17 protein-coding genes are annotated in these 15,301 nt (G+C 57.8%); 9 read left to right on the forward strand and 8 right to left on the reverse strand.

Annotated features, from left to right (window positions below):
* Positions 1-230 precede the first annotated feature (230 nt).
* Positions 231-659: a MucR family transcriptional regulator gene (locus FY156_03160; protein UXS00560.1), complete on the forward strand. Its 429-nt coding sequence runs from the start codon at positions 231-233 to the stop codon at positions 657-659.
* A gap of 95 nt (positions 660-754) precedes the next feature.
* Here FY156_03160 and FY156_03165 read toward each other — a convergent pair whose 3' ends face one another.
* Together FY156_03165 and FY156_03170 are read right to left on the reverse strand one after the other, a co-directional pair.
* Complete coding sequence (locus FY156_03165; GenBank protein ID UXS00561.1) at positions 755-1,171, reverse strand: SufE family protein; 417 nt, start codon at positions 1,169-1,171, stop codon at positions 755-757.
* A gap of 117 nt (positions 1,172-1,288) precedes the next feature.
* The gene (locus FY156_03170) at positions 1,289-1,714 is read right to left on the reverse strand and encodes a DUF5330 domain-containing protein (protein ID UXS00562.1); all 426 of its coding nucleotides are present in this window, start codon (positions 1,712-1,714) and stop codon (positions 1,289-1,291) included.
* Positions 1,715-2,198: 484 nt separating this feature from the next.
* Here FY156_03170 and FY156_03175 point away from each other — a divergent pair, with 484 nt between their 5' ends.
* From FY156_03175 to FY156_03185, 3 genes are read left to right on the forward strand one after another with little or no spacing between them, the layout of a single operon-like run.
* Positions 2,199-3,731 (forward strand): HAMP domain-containing histidine kinase, encoded by a 1,533-nt coding sequence (locus tag FY156_03175; protein UXS03002.1) that lies wholly within the window; start codon positions 2,199-2,201, stop codon positions 3,729-3,731.
* A complete protein-coding gene (locus FY156_03180) occupies positions 3,703-4,632 on the forward strand; it encodes a peptidoglycan-binding protein (protein UXS00563.1) in 930 nt (309 codons plus the stop codon). The genes FY156_03175 and FY156_03180 overlap by 29 nt, the downstream gene beginning before the upstream one ends.
* 29 nt (positions 4,633-4,661) lie before the next feature.
* The gene (locus tag FY156_03185) at positions 4,662-5,015 is read left to right on the forward strand and encodes a DUF1491 family protein (protein UXS00564.1); all 354 of its coding nucleotides are present in this window, start codon (positions 4,662-4,664) and stop codon (positions 5,013-5,015) included.
* Between the two features lie 24 nt (positions 5,016-5,039).
* Here FY156_03185 and FY156_03190 read toward each other — a convergent pair whose 3' ends face one another.
* Positions 5,040-5,969 carry a DUF2336 domain-containing protein gene (locus FY156_03190; protein ID UXS03003.1) on the reverse strand — a complete coding sequence of 310 codons (930 nt, stop codon included), beginning with the start codon at positions 5,967-5,969 and terminating at the stop codon, positions 5,040-5,042.
* Positions 5,970-6,437: 468 nt separating this feature from the next.
* Here FY156_03190 and FY156_03195 point away from each other — a divergent pair, with 468 nt between their 5' ends.
* Entirely contained in the window at positions 6,438-6,626 is a 189-nt protein-coding gene (locus FY156_03195) for a hypothetical protein (protein ID UXS00565.1), read from the forward strand.
* Positions 6,627-6,644: 18 nt separating this feature from the next.
* On the opposite strand, the gene FY156_03200 is transcribed toward FY156_03195, so the two are convergent.
* Entirely contained in the window at positions 6,645-7,193 is a 549-nt protein-coding gene (locus FY156_03200; GenBank protein UXS00566.1) for a DUF1254 domain-containing protein, read from the reverse strand.
* Positions 7,186-7,773, reverse strand: a complete 588-nt coding sequence (locus FY156_03205; protein UXS00567.1) for a DUF1214 domain-containing protein — start codon at positions 7,771-7,773, stop codon at positions 7,186-7,188. The genes FY156_03200 and FY156_03205 overlap by 8 nt, the downstream gene beginning before the upstream one ends.
* 109 nt (positions 7,774-7,882) lie before the next feature.
* Between FY156_03205 and FY156_03210 the strand changes: the two genes are divergently transcribed.
* A complete protein-coding gene (locus FY156_03210) occupies positions 7,883-9,271 on the forward strand; it encodes a M20 family metallopeptidase (protein ID UXS03004.1) in 1,389 nt (462 codons plus the stop codon).
* Here FY156_03210 and FY156_03215 read toward each other — a convergent pair.
* Entirely contained in the window at positions 9,268-9,876 is a 609-nt protein-coding gene (locus tag FY156_03215) for an amino acid transporter (protein ID UXS00568.1), read from the reverse strand. The two genes, FY156_03210 and FY156_03215, sit on opposite strands and share 4 nt — an antisense overlap.
* Positions 9,877-9,971: 95 nt before the next feature.
* On the opposite strand from FY156_03215, the gene FY156_03220 reads away from it, so the two are divergent.
* On the forward strand, positions 9,972-10,877 hold the full coding sequence (locus tag FY156_03220) for a LysR family transcriptional regulator ArgP (protein UXS00569.1): 906 nt from the start codon (positions 9,972-9,974) through the stop codon (positions 10,875-10,877).
* A gap of 15 nt (positions 10,878-10,892) precedes the next feature.
* On the opposite strand, the gene FY156_03225 is transcribed toward FY156_03220, so the two are convergent.
* Together FY156_03225 and FY156_03230 are read right to left on the reverse strand one after the other, a co-directional pair.
* Entirely contained in the window at positions 10,893-11,357 is a 465-nt protein-coding gene (locus FY156_03225; GenBank protein UXS00570.1) for a VOC family protein, read from the reverse strand.
* A gap of 168 nt (positions 11,358-11,525) precedes the next feature.
* Entirely contained in the window at positions 11,526-13,718 is a 2,193-nt protein-coding gene (locus FY156_03230) for a penicillin-binding protein (protein UXS00571.1), read from the reverse strand.
* A gap of 181 nt (positions 13,719-13,899) precedes the next feature.
* On the opposite strand from FY156_03230, the gene FY156_03235 reads away from it, so the two are divergent.
* Positions 13,900-14,367 (forward strand): YcgN family cysteine cluster protein, encoded by a 468-nt coding sequence (locus FY156_03235; GenBank protein ID UXS03005.1) that lies wholly within the window; start codon positions 13,900-13,902, stop codon positions 14,365-14,367.
* Between the two features lie 102 nt (positions 14,368-14,469).
* Positions 14,470-15,297, forward strand: coding sequence for a class D beta-lactamase (gene blaOXA, locus FY156_03240; GenBank protein UXS00572.1), 828 nt, complete (start codon positions 14,470-14,472; stop codon positions 15,295-15,297).
* Positions 15,298-15,301 lie beyond the last annotated feature (4 nt).

The raw sequence follows: 15,301 nt of genomic DNA on the forward strand, positions 1-15,301 counted from the left end.
GCTTAGGCATTTTATTGATGGCTAAACTGTGGCCCAATTGGCCATTGCTGTCTGTGTTCATGACCAAATGTCAAATTGCGCTGAATTCACGTTCAGTCTTTCGCCAGAAATCTAGGGGTGGGTTTCACGTTGGTTCCAACGCGGCGAAGGTAGGGGGATCGAGTAACTTCACATCACTCGAAGCGGCGTCTTCCGCTACTTCTAGGGGTAAATGAACAGGAGATACTTAAATGACGGAAACTGCATACGGTAACGCCCAGGATCTGCTGGTCGAACTGACTGCGGATATTGTGGCTGCCTATGTTAGCAACCACGTCGTTCCGGTAACTGAACTTCCCAGCCTCATCTCGGATGTCCATACAGCGCTCAGCGGCACCTCTGCTCCGGCATCGGTTGCGATCAATGTCGAAAAGCAGAAGCCTGCCGTTTCTGTCCGCAAGTCGGTACAGGACGATCACATCGTTTGTCTCGAATGCGGTGGCTCGTTCAAGTCGCTCAAGCGCCATCTGACAACGCATCACAGCATGACACCCGAGGAATATCGCGAGAAGTGGGACCTGCCGGTCGACTATCCGATGGTTGCGCCTGCCTATGCTGAAGCCCGTTCGCGGCTCGCAAAGGAAATGGGTTTGGGCCAGCGTCGCAAGTCCAGCCGCTAACATCAGCAGGCATCGAAACAGAAAAAAGCCGGTCTCTCGATCGGCTTTTTTGTTGTCACGGATATGTCTTGGTTTGGACCGTTAGGACACGCTTATCACGCAGTGAGAAGCCGCGCCTCGCTACGGATACGATTGACCATCGAGCGCAAGCCATTGGCGCGCTGCGAGGACAGGTGTTCGACAAGACCGATTTTGTCAAAGACTTCGATCGCGTCGAGGGCAGCGATATCGGATGCCTTTTTGCCGGAGTAGACGGCAAGAACAATGGCGACAAGGCCCCGCACGATGTGGGCGTCGGAATCGCCTTCAAAAGTCATGACCGGATCGTCCGCGCCATCCCGGTGGCTGACAAGCCAGACCTGACTGGCGCAACCTTGAACCTTGTTCTCGGCCGTACGTTTGTCATCTGAAAGTTCCGGCAATGCCTTGCCCAGTTCGATCACGTAGCGATAGCGGTCTTCCCAGTCATCGAGGAAGGAAAAATCGTCGAGGATCGTTTCAAGCGAGGTCATTGGTATCCGCCATTGTGGTCTATCAAGCACCATATAGGCGAAGCGCGGCGAAAATTGAACCGTGGCTGATATGAAAAAGCGATTTGAACAACAGAACGCCAGGCGCAAACTGAAAACTTAGAGTGCGGGGCGTTTCTGCGGCAGGGGAATGATCGTGCCGGTTTTGACCGCGTCGGCGTTCCTTTCGAATTCGGCGCTGGCAACCGGCGTCTCGGCGCGCTCTGCTTCGGCCTGGATGGCTGCGGCAACGGCGTCAGGCTTGTCCTCGGTTGCAAGCTGTGAATCGATCAGTTGATAGGCAACCTTGGCGCCTTCGCGAGCCCGTTCACCTAGCGCGTGGAAGGTTTCTGCGCCCTTGACGCAGACATCGGGCTTTTCAGCGCAGATCGCACTGACATAACGGTATGCGTCGCCTGCGGCCGAAACGGCACTGGTAATGTCGAATGTCGACGGTTCCTTGGATGCATCGTTGCTGCCGCCAAAATAGGACAGCGCTACCAGCACCAGCGAAAACCAGAATGTTCCTTTAATCAGAAACCACATGTCAGACTACCCTGCCAGACGAACCCGTTTTACCGCCCCGTTCATTTCGAATCATCGGCGTTTGCCCCGTTTTTGGGCTTGGGAAGAAGCTACCTGCAACCGGCGAACGTGCGATTGCAAAAAGCGGCGCAATTTAATTCAAATTGTATCTATTCTCCTCGCAGCCTTGTGCCGCCAGCCAATTCGATCGCATTTTAACGACTGATGTTAAGCATAATTGCGACGCTTGCCATAGAATGTCGGCAAAAGCAGCAGGCGCGTTTGCCTTAAAGGTTAACATGACGGCAAAAATAAAGCGAAATCCGTCGCTTACCCGTCATTAACCATGAATTCCAAAGCTTGTTCCGAATGCCCCGTTATGGGACTCGTCAGGCATTTGCGACCGTTTGGCGGCTTTCATTTTATCCATTCCTTAAGCCGCGCTCTTCTATTGTCGGCACCGTTAGATCCGTCTCAGGGATTCGGTGTGCTGGTATTGCGTAACATTACAGAAAAAGCGGTCGCATTTGTTGACCATGCTGCAGGCAGATGGCTCGCCCGCATGGAAGAGGACGCCGAACGGCGTGCCGCAACAGTTGCGCAACTGCGCCGACTGATCGCCTTTGCAGGCGCCAGCCTTCTGGTTGTTCCCGCTGTCTTTAGCCTGGTGTTCAGACCGGCGCTGGCCATGCCCATTGGTGCTGCTCTGGTCCTGGCGCTGTTTCTTGCTGCCGCTGCCCTGCTGATTGCTTTTTCCCATTCGGCACGCGCGCCGTCGGTCGCCTCCAGCAGCGATGAGAGTGATGTCGTTCTGGCTTCGCAGGTACCGGGTCTTCTCATGTTCCTGAATGAGAACGGTATCGTCGAGCGCGTATCCGGCAGAGACCGAGAAAGCTTTCCTGGCTACCTGCGGGATTGTGCAGGGCAGATTTTCGCCGAACATATTTACGTCTCCGACCGCATCCCTTTGATGCAGGCTTTCGATCTGCTTCGGCAGGGCGAGGACAGCGCCAGCGCCGAACTGCGGGTCGAAATCGGATCGAAATCGCGCAACACGGCGCAGTTCATGCATTTGCGTGCTGAAATGACGGCCGTACGCAATGCGACCGGACGTCTCCGCCGCATCGTCGCGCAGCTTTCGGACGTCACTGAGATTGAAGAGCTTCGCTGCGAAGCCGTACGCAAAACGGCGGAAGCCGAATCTGCCAACGACGCCAAATCGCGGTTTCTGGCGGCTGTCAGTCACGAACTGCGCACGCCACTCAACGCGGTTCTCGGCTTTTCCGATATTCTGGCCGGCGAATATTTCGGCAGGCTGGAGAATGACCGCCAGCGCGAGTATGTCGCGCTCATCCGTCAGTCCGGCGCGCATCTCCTGTCGGTCGTCAACACCATGCTTGATATGAGCAAGCTGGAAGCTGGTCGCTACGAACTGATGATGGAAGCCTTCCCAATAGCTGAATCGATCGAATCCTGTGAAGCGATGCTCGGTCTTCAGGCAAAGGAGAAGGGGGTCACGTTGACCACTCGCATCCAGCGCGGTATCGGCGAGGTCACGGCCGACCAGCGCGCAATTCGTCAGGTTCTGATCAATCTGGCCGGCAACGCCATCAAGTTCACGGACGCCGGTGGTGTCGTCTCGATGGACGCGGCGCGCGAAGGCGCTATGCTGAAGCTGACAGTCAGCGACACCGGTATCGGTATCGCGGCCGACAAGATAGAATTTCTGGGCCAGCCCTTCATGCAGGTCCAGAACGAATACACCCGTCGCTATGAAGGCACGGGACTGGGACTTTCGCTGGTCAAGGGATTGGTGGCATTGCATGGCGGTACGTTTGCCATTGCCAGCAAGCCGGGCGAAGGTACGGTCGTAACGATCATGCTGCCTGCGGATGGCTCCGGTGTCGCAGGTGGAGGTGAAGGCGCCGACGCTGGCCGCATGGTGGAGTTTCCGCCGCGCATCAGGCAGCTTGGCGACCTTGCCGAAGTTATGAAGAAGGATGTTGAGGATGGCCCCGCGAAAGCGAAAATCGCCTAAGAAAACAGCCGCCCAGACTGGGGCAGGCGTTGTTTACTTGGTGGTTTCGGCCATCGGGCGCGAGATCATGCGTCGTCCAAAACTGGTTGGCGGTATAGGCGCGTTTTCTGTCGTCTTTGGTTTCGTCGCCGCCAATGCACTTTGGTATCAGCCGGGTGTCCATCCCTCGCCATTTCTCAGAACGCGCGACGCAGCCGATCCGAATGGCATTGCCGGTTACCGTATGGCGCAAACCCTCGGCACCGAGGGCAACGTCACGACCTTCCGCATTGAACGGCCGGAAGAAACGGCTGCCGCGACACAGCCTGTCGCTGGGGACACCGTGCAGCAACAGGTGCAACAGACAGCCCCAGTTGCTCATCAACGCCAGCAGATCGTCGCCGACATCCAGGCAGAGTTGAAACGGCGCGGTCTTTATGACGGCGAGGCAGACGGTTTGATGGGGCCAAGAACGGCCGCCGCCATCATGTTCTTCGAGGAAACCGTCGGTATGGAACAGACCGGCGAACCGACCAGCCGTGTCTTGTCCGCCTTGAAGATCGATGGCGCGACGGTCGCCGCCATTCCGAAGGACCGCCCCTCTGACAACGTTGCAAGCGGTGGGGTCGAGGTCGATCCGGTCGCTGCCGCCATTCGCAAGGCGGAGACATCAACGCCCAAAGCCGAACCGGTGTCGCTGACAAGCAAGGCGCCAGCCGGAAAACCGGTCTCGCGAGAAATGGTCGCAAAGATTCAGCAGGGCCTGGTCAATATCGCTTATGCTGGCGTGAAGGTTGACGGTTTTGCTGGCGAACAGACCCGCATGGCCATCCGTCAGTTTGAAAAGCATTATCGGCTGCCCGAAACCGGTGAGCCGAGCGAAGCCGTGTTGAAAAAGCTGAAATCCATCGGCGCCTTGTAAGCGTCGACGGCTGCAAGGGGCTTCGCATCATGCGCCTGAAATCCGAACTATTCGTTTCAGCTCTGGTCCGGCGCGTTTTTTCGTCTGGCGGTTTTGCAGCCGTTGAGAAAAAAGGTGCGGAGGAAGCGGGGGCCATCTTTATCCGCCAGCGTTTTCGTGACGGTACGGAAAACCTCTATGGCCCCGCGCCGCAAAGCTTTGCGGAAGATGACGAGATCAGGGCGGAACGACGTTTCGAAACCAGGCTTTCGGGCGTCGACGCGTTGGAAAGCAGTACGTTGCTGGACCGTGAACGTCGTTTTGACAGCGACCTGTGGATCGTCGAACTTGAGACCGATGACATTTCCGGACTTCTGACCCTGGTGGATCAACCGAAAAAATAAGGGCGGTCAGACCGCCCTTGATCCTTAACTTGCCGCCGTCTTGCGCGGGGCAGGGGTGAACTGCCGTTCGCCGCGCTGGCTATGGGTGTAACTGTCTGCCCGTCGCCAGTTTTCAACGCGCTCTTCGCACTCCACGATATCAAGGCGATCGATCAGCGCTTCCGCACGGCTCATGTCGCCTTCAGCGGCAGCAAGGTGCGGATAGAAGCATTGCAGCACAAAGGCTGCCTCGGAAAACTCCATACCAAGACCCGTCAGCGTCGTGGCAAGCTGGCTTCCGGAGATGTCGAGCATGATGCGTTCGGAAAGCCAGTAGCTGGAAGACAGTGAATCCGCCAGCGCAATGGCAAACTGACGCGCATCGCGTTCACGGGCAAAACGGATGAGCAGCGCTTCCTGCACCTCGGTCAGTCGGCGCAGACCAAGAACATCGTGTTCCGGCCGGTTGAGATGGCGTGCCATGTCCCGGATCTGCCGACGCATTTGCTCTTCCAGATCGGAAACCACCTGCTTCTCGATATCGGCTTCAGTCACGGTGGTGGCCGGTTCCTCCGCGGGCAGCGTGTTGTCGCTGGTGGTCTGCCGCGTGACATCGCGTGTATGGCGCAGGCCGACCAGGGCATCGATCACCGTCGGTGAAAGATCGTCGCGACGCACGATGGCACGCGCATGCGCTGCCCCTTGCGTGCGGGCAATGGTAATAAGCGTATCGTCGTCAAGGCATTTCGACGAAATGAGGAAGGGTGCGGCAAGCGCAATCGGCTGGCTGGCAATGAAGAAAGCGACAGCCGATGGTATCGTCGGATGCTGGGAGAGGGCGGCAATCGCTTCCCGTTTCGCCTCATCGGTAGAGGCGTTGAAAAGCGGCATGAAGAGTTCGGCAAACTGCCGCAGATCGGATTTAGACGGACGAGCTACGCCTTCAAAATTCGTCACGGTGGCCATCAGCACCACATCTTTCTTCCTCACGGCTCTTGGCCTCTCAAGTTCTCGAAACCGGTCGGTCAACGCACTACCCAACAAAAACGCGAACACAATATCCGTTCAAGTTAGAGCAAATCCGTTGACGTCCTGTTAACTATGGAGGGGAGCAAGAGATGTTTGATGCTTATCAACAACGAAATTTTAAGGCTGCTGAAATTGCCGGAAATCGTGGAACTTTGCTGGATTTGCAGGGTTTCCAACGGGTGAAATGCGGCTGACATGAAACGATTGGTCGTAAATTAAGGTTAACGGATCATTAACCTGTCCGTGTTTGTAATTTCATGGGCAATATTAGGATTCCATGTTATCCTCGACGCCGGAATAAAAAGCCCGAATGGCATGCGCTGATATGTGAATGGTGATGAAATTCCCGATGCAAGACGAGGCTTGCGCGGTTCCCAGTAGCAACAACAATCATGTCCCGAAGAGGAGATGAGCATGGCAGAGATTATTCCGCTGGACGAAGCCCGTCGAAGTTCACGTTCCGGCGTAGATGCAGGGACGCGGGGCATCGGTCCAGCTAAAGTGTTGCTGTTTACCGGCGTGCACTATGAAAAGCGCGATACGCATCCGAAGAAAGCAGCGCGTAAAAGCAAGTCAAACACCGAGACCGCGCTTAAATCCTGATCGCATCTCTTATTGGCGTCACTTCCACGGCGTCGGCTGGCATTTTGCCTCGTTCAAAAAGCGTTCCGCTTCTTCCCCAAAGCTCGGCTGCGGCACCATCGTCCGCAACACCACATAGCCCTCGGTTTGATCCGCTTCCACCAGAATGGCCTGTGACAACGCTGGCGGTTGCGCCTTGCGGATGGCTGCGATCTGGACCGCATCGGCAACAAGAATGTCCATGACGCCACCCGCTGACGTACGGTCGTTCATGCTGAAAACCTCATTGGAAGCCTTGTCGTAAACAGCGACCGACCAGAAAGGCACAGCGCCGATGGCGGTGAGCCGCACTGGTTTTTCTTCGATGTCGAAGGTGCATACCGCGACCCGCATGAAAGGATCACCGCTGCCTAGCGAAGGCTTTTCCACCGTCTTTTCCAGGAGATGAAAATCATGAAGCTTGCCCTCGGCCACCGCGCGCGTATTGGCATCGCGGTTGGAAAAGTGCGGGATCGACAGCAGGATGACGAGGTGCAGCGCCGCTGCTCCCACCAGACCGGTCACAATGGCAAGCAGGAACCTAAGCATTGCCGCACTCCAGCTTGCGGATTTCTGGCATCGAGATATCGATAAGCCCCGAGCTTCCGGCAACAGGCGTGTCGAGCAGCGTCATCACCAGTTTGAAGGTCTGGCCTTGCGGCACTGAAAGCCAGTTATAGGTCTGAGCCGTTGCAGCGATTGCGACATCAATCCCGCCCTCAGGCTCACGCAACAGCGTGCGGGAGTTGAGTGCGAACGGCCGACCGGATGCATCCGCAAGTACGTTGCCCTGTTGGTCCGCCGCATAAAGCGTCCAGAAGCGGGAGGGTGGAACGGTGCCAGCCAGACGGTAGCGGCACTCACCCGTCAGGCGTTGACCTTCGCTGTCGACCGAAGCGGTAAAGCTTAGCCCCTCGGCAGTGCCGTACAGCAACTTGCCGGCATCGGCGCGATGCGATTTGGCATATGGGTCGGCCTCGATCGTCTGTGCTTCGGGGAACGCATCCCATGGGCCAATGCGGATCGAACCGAACCCGGAGGTGGCTTCGAGCGCAACCAGCGTTGACGCGATGCCGCCGCCGAAAGCGATCAGAAGGGCGATACCGACGAGGAATGGAACTCGAAACACGCTGTCTTCCTGTTTTTGAACAGGTCGAGGGTTATCACTGATTCCCCCTTTGGAAAATGCCGGGGCTTGTCTAGTCTCAGTAAAAATCAACGGAAACGGGAACTTCATGATGACGCGACAGGCCGCAATCGACCACGCAACCGCCTATTTTGATGAGGGCGGCTTCGTCCGGGACCTCGCCCGGCGGGTTGGCTTGCGCACGGAAAGCCAGAACGAGGCGAGCGCCGACGCCCTGTCGCTCTATCTCGAAGCCGAAATGAAGCCCGCTTTCACCGATATGGGATTTACCAGCGAAATTGTCATCGATCCTACTTCCGGTCTGCCATTTCTGATGGCTGAGCGCTTCGAGGGAGAGAGTTTGCCGACAGTGCTGGGTTACGGTCATGGCGATGTTGTGCGCGGTCTGGATGAAGGCTGGGCAGACGGGCGTTCACCGTGGCGCATGACCGAGCTGAACGGCAAGTGGTACGGCCGCGGCACGGCCGATAACAAGGGGCAACATTCCATCAATATGGCGGCGCTGAAAGCTGTCATTGAAACGCGTGGAAAGATGGGCTTCAACGCCAAATATTTGATCGAAATGGGGGAGGAACGCGGCTCGCCGGGGCTCAGGGAAGTCTGCCGCGAGCATGGTGACCGGCTGAAGGCCGATCTTCTGATTGCTTCCGACGGGCCGCGATTGAACGCGGAGCGTCCGACCATTTTTCTCGGTGCGCGTGGCGGTATCACGTTCGATCTGGTGATCGAGGCCCGAGAGGGCGGACATCATTCCGGCAACTGGGGAGGGGCGCTTTCCAATCCGGGCGTGCAACTCGCCCACGCCATCGCGAGCCTTGTCGGCCCGACCGGACAGATCCGCGTGCCGGAACTGGTGCCAGACGCCTTGCCGCAGGCGGTGCGTGATGCTCTGGCCGATTGTGAAATCGACGGCGGGCCAGACGGGCCCGCGATTGATGCGGATTGGGGAGAGCCCGGTCTTTCCACGGCAGAGCGGGTTTTCGGCTGGTGTGCACTGGAAGTGCTGGCTTTCGAGACCGGTAATCCGCGTTCGCCCGTCAACGCAATCCCGCCAAGGGCATGGGCGCGACTGCAACTGCGTTTCGTTGTCGGCATCGATCCGGAAGCTGTCGTCCCCGCCGTGCGCCGGCATCTCGATCGACAGGGGTTTCCCATGGTGAAGATCGTTGCTGCAGGTGACGAGATTTTCCGTGCAACCCGGCTCGACCCGAATGATCCGTGGGTCGGTTGGGCGGTGGACTCCATCGCATTGAGTTCAGGCAAGATGCCCGCGTTGCTGCCCAACCTTGGCGGCTCCCTGCCAAATGACATCTTCGCCGATATCCTCAAGCTTCGGACCATATGGGTTCCCCACTCCTATCCCGGTTGTTCGCAGCATGCACCGAACGAACATCTCCCGAAGCAGATTGCCCGAGAAGGACTGGCAATCATGGCGGGGCTCTACTGGGACTTGGGCGAGGCCGATGTCCCCGACCTTTAAGCGCCCTTGAGGAGCGTCAAGGCGATGATCCACATGGTGACGGCAATCAGCCCTTCGAGAATTCGCCAGGCGGCGGGTTTTTCGAACAGGGGCCGCAGCCACCGTGCGCCGTAACCGAGCGAGAAGAAAAACACGAGCGAGCCGGTCGCCGCGCCGGCTGCGAAGGTTTTTTCCAAGCCGGGAAACTGTGTCGATAGCGAACCGAGCAGGACCACTGTGTCGAGATAGACATGTGGGTTGAGGAAGGTCAGTGCCAGGCAGATGGCGAGTGTCTGCCACAGGCTAACCTCTTTGCGCTCCGCAACGGAGAGCGCTCCGGACGAGCGGAATGCCGAATGGAGGCTTTTTGCGCCGTACCAGATGAGGAAGGCGGCACCCGCATACCGCATGATCGGATCGAGCGCCGGCATTACGGCGCTGATCTGCCGAAAACCGGTGACCCCGACAATAATCAGCAGGGCATCCGATAAGGCGCAGGTCAGGCAGACAGCAAAGACGTGCGAGCGCATCAGCCCCTGCTTCAGAACAAAGGCGTTCTGTGCGCCGATGGCGACGATCAAGCTGAGACCCATCATCAGGCCGGTGAAGAAAACCTGTAAATCCACGCGTTAGTAGCCCCTCAATAGAAAACGAAGCCTTGGATAATTGTTTGGCCTGCATTAATCCAATTAAACAAGTTTATCCGGATTAAGGAAAACTAATGATCGACTATCCCTCTATGCGGGCTGTGGCGTTGGTGGCGCAGACTGGCAGTTTCGAGAAGGCGGCGGCAGCGCTGTTTGTCACGCCATCTGCCGTCTCGCAGCGGGTCAAACAGCTCGAAGAACGGCTTGGTGTCGTGCTCATTGTCCGCGGAACCCCTTGCACCGCCACGGAAAAGGGGGAGTGGCTCTGTCGCCATATGGAGCAGGTGGGCATGCTGGAAACTGAGTTGTTCCGGCAACTGCCCACGCTCGCGGAGGAAGGGGCGACGCACACGCGCGTCACGCTGAATGTCGCCACCAACGCCGATAGTCTCGGCACGTGGTTTCTCGATGCCGTCTCTGCTTTCAGCCGGACATCCGATTTTCTTGTCAACATCGCCGTGGATGATCAGGACCATACCGTCGAGTGGTTGCAGCGTGGCAAAGTCTTGGCCGCCGTCACGGCACACGCCAAGCCGGTGCAGGGTTGCCGAGTCACGCCGCTCGGCATTCTGCGGTTTCATGCAACAGCCAGCCCCGATTTCATGCGGCGCTTTTTTCCCGATGGCGTTACAGCGACATCGCTTGCTGCGGCTCCGGGCATCACGTTCAATCAGAAGGATCGGCTGCAAAATCGCTGGATCAAATCCGCGCTCGGTCGGGACATGTCCTATCCAACCCACTGGTTGCCATCGACTGATGGCTTCGTGAAGGCGAGCCTTTCCGGCATGGGGTGGGGCATGAACCCCAGCCTGCTCGTTAAGGATCATCTTGAGGCCGGACGATTATTGGAATTGATACCGGGCATCCCGCTCGACATTCCACTCTACTGGCAGGTGAACCGCATGGCCGCCGACCGCCTGTCCGGTTTGACGGCGAGTGTGGTAAGCGCCGCACGCGCGGCGCTATTGGGCGAAGTTTGAAATTGTAGTTGCGGGCTAACGACGGATAGCCTGCCACTCGGTCCAGCTTTTTACCTGCGGTATATTTGCTCTGGGCTTGTCCTCGAGAAAGGCGATATATTCCAGCGAGTGGCCGTCGGGATCGTCGAAATAGACGCTCGCCGCAGGCATCCAGGGAAAGACAACCGGTTCTTCGATGTTGGGGGCGCCGGCAAAGCCTAGAGGCTCGACCTTCTTGGACCTGAGATAATCTGGAGCAGCGAGAACCTGATCGAGTTCAACGCTGAATGCCAGATGCAATCTGGTGTTGATCGGTGCGGAATGAATCGACCAAAGGCCAAGCATCGACTGACCACGTGCACCAATCCAGAAAAATGCCAGATGTCTGTCTGGGACCCTGTGCGCCAGTTCCAGACCCACAACATTGCGATAAAAATCGATTGAGCGTTCCAGGTTTGAAACCGTCAAATGGGTTTCGAACAGCGTATTTATTTTCACCATATGTCTTCCTCGATCGTCATGCAAAATGCGATTGCAAGCGCCGGATCGCGTTTGCGATGGCACTCTGCAACCTCAAGCGCAGTTGAGGTCAAGCATGAAAATGGGCATGTGAAGGTTCTGCTTCAGAGGCGGAAAACGCCTCTTGCCTGCCGCTGGAAAAAGGAGTTGTCAGCGCCGTTCCGGTTCTTCCGACCCGTTACGCAAAGCAGCGGCCGCCACCTTCTGTGTCGTCAGCGTCAGTGGAGTGGCTTCTTTCATCTTCTTGGCGATGGAGCGAATGACACGGGTCGCTTCGGCGGAAAGCGACCGCGGGCGGGTGAGCGCCGGCATCGTCTGTCCGGCGGCAGACGCGGTTGCCGCCTCGGCGGAAGGCTGCGGGCGCACCCCTGTCGGCAGCGGGTTCTGAATACCGGGAATGGCGCGCAGTTCCATGCCCTGGTGCGCATAATCCATCAATCGCTTATAGGTCATGGCCGGAAGAGCGCCGCCGGTCATCTCGTTGGTTGGCGTGAAGTCGTCATTACCGAACCAGACAGCTGTTGTGTAGTTGCCGGTAAAGCCCACGTACCAGGCGTCACGATAGGCCTGCGATGTGCCGGTCTTGCCGCCCGACACGATGCCGTTTTCGAGCGCGCCACGCCGTGCCGTTCCCATGACCGGGATCGTCACCAGCATCTGGTTCATCTTCGAATTGGCTTCTTCGGACAACACGCGTTTGGCCGGTGGTTCATCGCGGCCGAAGTCATAGAGAACGTCACCCTCGTAGTTCAGCACCTGTTCGATGCCGTGACGGCGGGACTGCATGCCGTCTGCCGGAAATACCGCGTACGCCGTCGCCTGATCGAGCACAGTTACTTCCGAGGTGCCAAGCGGAATGGTTTTGTCGCTGCGAAGTGGTGTCGTGACACCCATCGCCTTTGCCGTATCGACGATGACCTGCGTGCCGAGCACGTCCTTGGCCAGTCGCACAGGCACCGTGTTGTAGGATTTGGCGAGCGCCACCTGCAACGTCACCTTGCCCGCATAGGAGCGGCCGTAGTTCTGCGGTGACCAGCCGCGCCAAGTCACGGGCGCATCGGAAATCAGTGTATCCGGCTTCATGCCCTTTTCCATGGCAGCGGAGTAGGTATAGACCTTGAAGGAAGAGCCGGGTTGGCGCATTGCCGCGGTTGCACGGTTGAACTGGCTTTCGCCGTAGTCACGACCGCCAACCATGGCGCGCAAGGCACCGCCGTTTTCGATCATCACCATCGCGCCCTGCTTGACGCGGTAACCTTCGCCATATTCGCGCAGACCCATTTCCATCGCCTGTTCGGCGGCCTGTTGCAGTCCGGTATCGATGGTCGTGCGCACGACGACGGTATGGTCCTTGAATTTGCCCTCAGCTGCCAGACGCTGGACCTCATCGAAGGCCCAGTCGAGGAAATAATCGGGTGCCTTCACATCGGCCCGGTCGATAACGGTCGCCGGATTGCGGCGTGCCCCGATCACCTGTCCTTCGGTCATCAGACCGCTCTGTACGAGGTTGGAAAGAACGGTGTTGGCGCGGGCACGGGCTGCGGGAAGGTTGACGTGCGGTGCGTATTTTGCCGGTGCCTTGAAGAGGCCGGCCAGAATGACGGATTCCGCCAGCGTCACGTCGGTCAGGTTCTTGCCGAAATAGAATTGCGACGCTGCGGCCGCGCCAAAGGTGCCGCCGCCCATATAGGCGCGGTCGAGATAAAGGCTGAGAATTTCCTTCTTCGACATGTTGGTTTCGAGCCACAATGCCAGGAAGGCTTCCTTGATCTTGCGTTCCAGCGAGCGCTCATTGGTCAGGAACAGGTTTTTGGCGAGCTGTTGCGTCAGCGTCGAGCCACCCTGAACGACGCCACCGGCACGGGCGTTTTCGCTCATGGCGCGCGCAAGGCCAATGAAGTCGATGCCGAAATGCTCGAAAAAGCGCCGGTCTTCCGTCGCGAGGACGGCCTTGATGAAATGATCGGGCATCTGATCGATTGGCACGGAGCCTTCATGGATGATGCCGCGATGGCCGATCGTATTGCCGTAACGGTCGAGGAAGGTGACGGCAAAGTCGCCACGATAACGCCAGTCCTTCTTCGTTTCCTCGAAGGCGGGCATGGCAAGCGCCAGGAGCACCACGGAACCGGCGGTTCCGAAGGTCAGCGCATCGCCGGTCAGGTTGACGAGAAGTTTTTTCCAGCCGCGCACGTGCAGTTTGCGCGACGCAATGGTAACTTCCTCCCAGAAATCGACAAACCTCGCTGCAGCCGTCCACAGGCCCGAGTCGATGAATGAATCGATCCGAAGCAGAATGTGGCGTTTGCGTCTCGCCTGTTTCTTGTCTTTTTCTTCCTGCACCTGAAGCGAATTCCTGTTCGATGGGGCGAGCAATGCTTGACGCAATAACCTTGCGCGGGTCATTCCTCATCACCACTCTGCCGGAATTAAGGAATATCTTATATTCCAGCCGATTGCGATACGACAAACGGGCTAAGCTATGCGTAGCCTGATGGATCAAAATGAGACGAAAATGTTAACGATAAATGATGCCCCGTTCTGGAAAACCAAAACGCTGGAGCAAATGACCGGCGAGGAATGGGAAAGCCTGTGCGATGGGTGCGGACTCTGTTGTCTCAACAAGCTGGAAGATTGGGACACCGGTGAAGTGGTCTTCACCTCGGTGCGATGTCAGTTGCTGGATGGCGAGAGCTGTCGTTGCTCCGACTATGAAAACCGCCGTGCCACAGTGCCCGATTGCATCCAGCTTGACCTGAAGAAGGTGGATGAGATTGGCTGGCTTCCGCCGACCTGCGCCTACGCGCTGGTGCGGGATGGCAAGGATCTTTACTGGTGGCACTATCTGATTTCCGGCGATACGGAAACGGTCCATCAGGCAGGCATTTCCGCACGCGGTCGCACCGTCAGCGAAACGGACGTCGATGTTGACGACTTTGAGGATTATGTGGTCGATTGGCCGCTGACGGTGGGTGAGAAAGACGAAGACTGACGGGAAACCCGCTTGGCCCTAATCCTGCCCCATGGTTTTCCTAGGCCGTAGGTCATTCTGGCAAAAAAGTCCGCGAACGACGGACAAGGGACATCAAAACGCATGCGCTATCGGCTGACTGCCACGGTTTTATCCTGTCTGGTTCTTGCGGGTACCTCACCCCATGCCGCATCTGCTCAGCAGCCAAAACCGCAGGCTTTCGAATGCACGCTTGTCACGTCGATTGAGACCGGCGCAGTCATCAACCAGCAAGGCGCCTGTGATCAGCGCGTCGCACCGGCCTCCACCTTCAAGGTGCCGCTGGCGGTCATCGGCTTCGATAGCGGCATTCTGCAGGATGAGAAAACACCCGCTTGGGACTGGAAGCCGGGCATTGAAGCGCGCGCTCAGGATCGCAAGACGGTTGATCCGACCATGTGGGAACAGGATTCGGTGCTGTGGTATTCGCGGGAGTTGACCCGCAGGCTCGGCCCCGAAAAATTCGCAGCCTATGTGAAGCGGCTCGGTTACGGCAATGCAGACGTCTCGGGTGATCCCGGCAAGGACAATGGCCTTACCCACTCCTGGCTCGGCTCGTCGCTGACCATTTCTCCTGTCGAGCAGGTCGGCTTTCTTCGCCGTCTTCTGGCGGGTAACCTGCCGATTTCGCGTGACGCGCAAGCCAAGACCCGTGCGCTTGTTCCAGTGTTTGACGCCCCGGAAAGCTGGAAGGTGCATGGCAAGACCGGAAGCGGTGTTATGCGTGATGCCAACGGCAATCCCGATAACAACCGTCCTTTCGGCTGGTTTGTCGGCTGGGCGGAACGCGAAGGTCAGCATATCGTTTTTGCCCGCTTGCAGGTTTCCGACAAGCCATCGACGGAACCGCTAGGGCCACTTGTTCGCGATGCTTTCCTGCGTGATGTCCCACGCCTGGCCGTGCACCGGTGACCGC

The sequence above is a fragment of the Agrobacterium tumefaciens genome, from assembly GCA_025559845.1.
Classification (GTDB): Bacteria; Pseudomonadota; Alphaproteobacteria; order Rhizobiales; family Rhizobiaceae; genus Agrobacterium.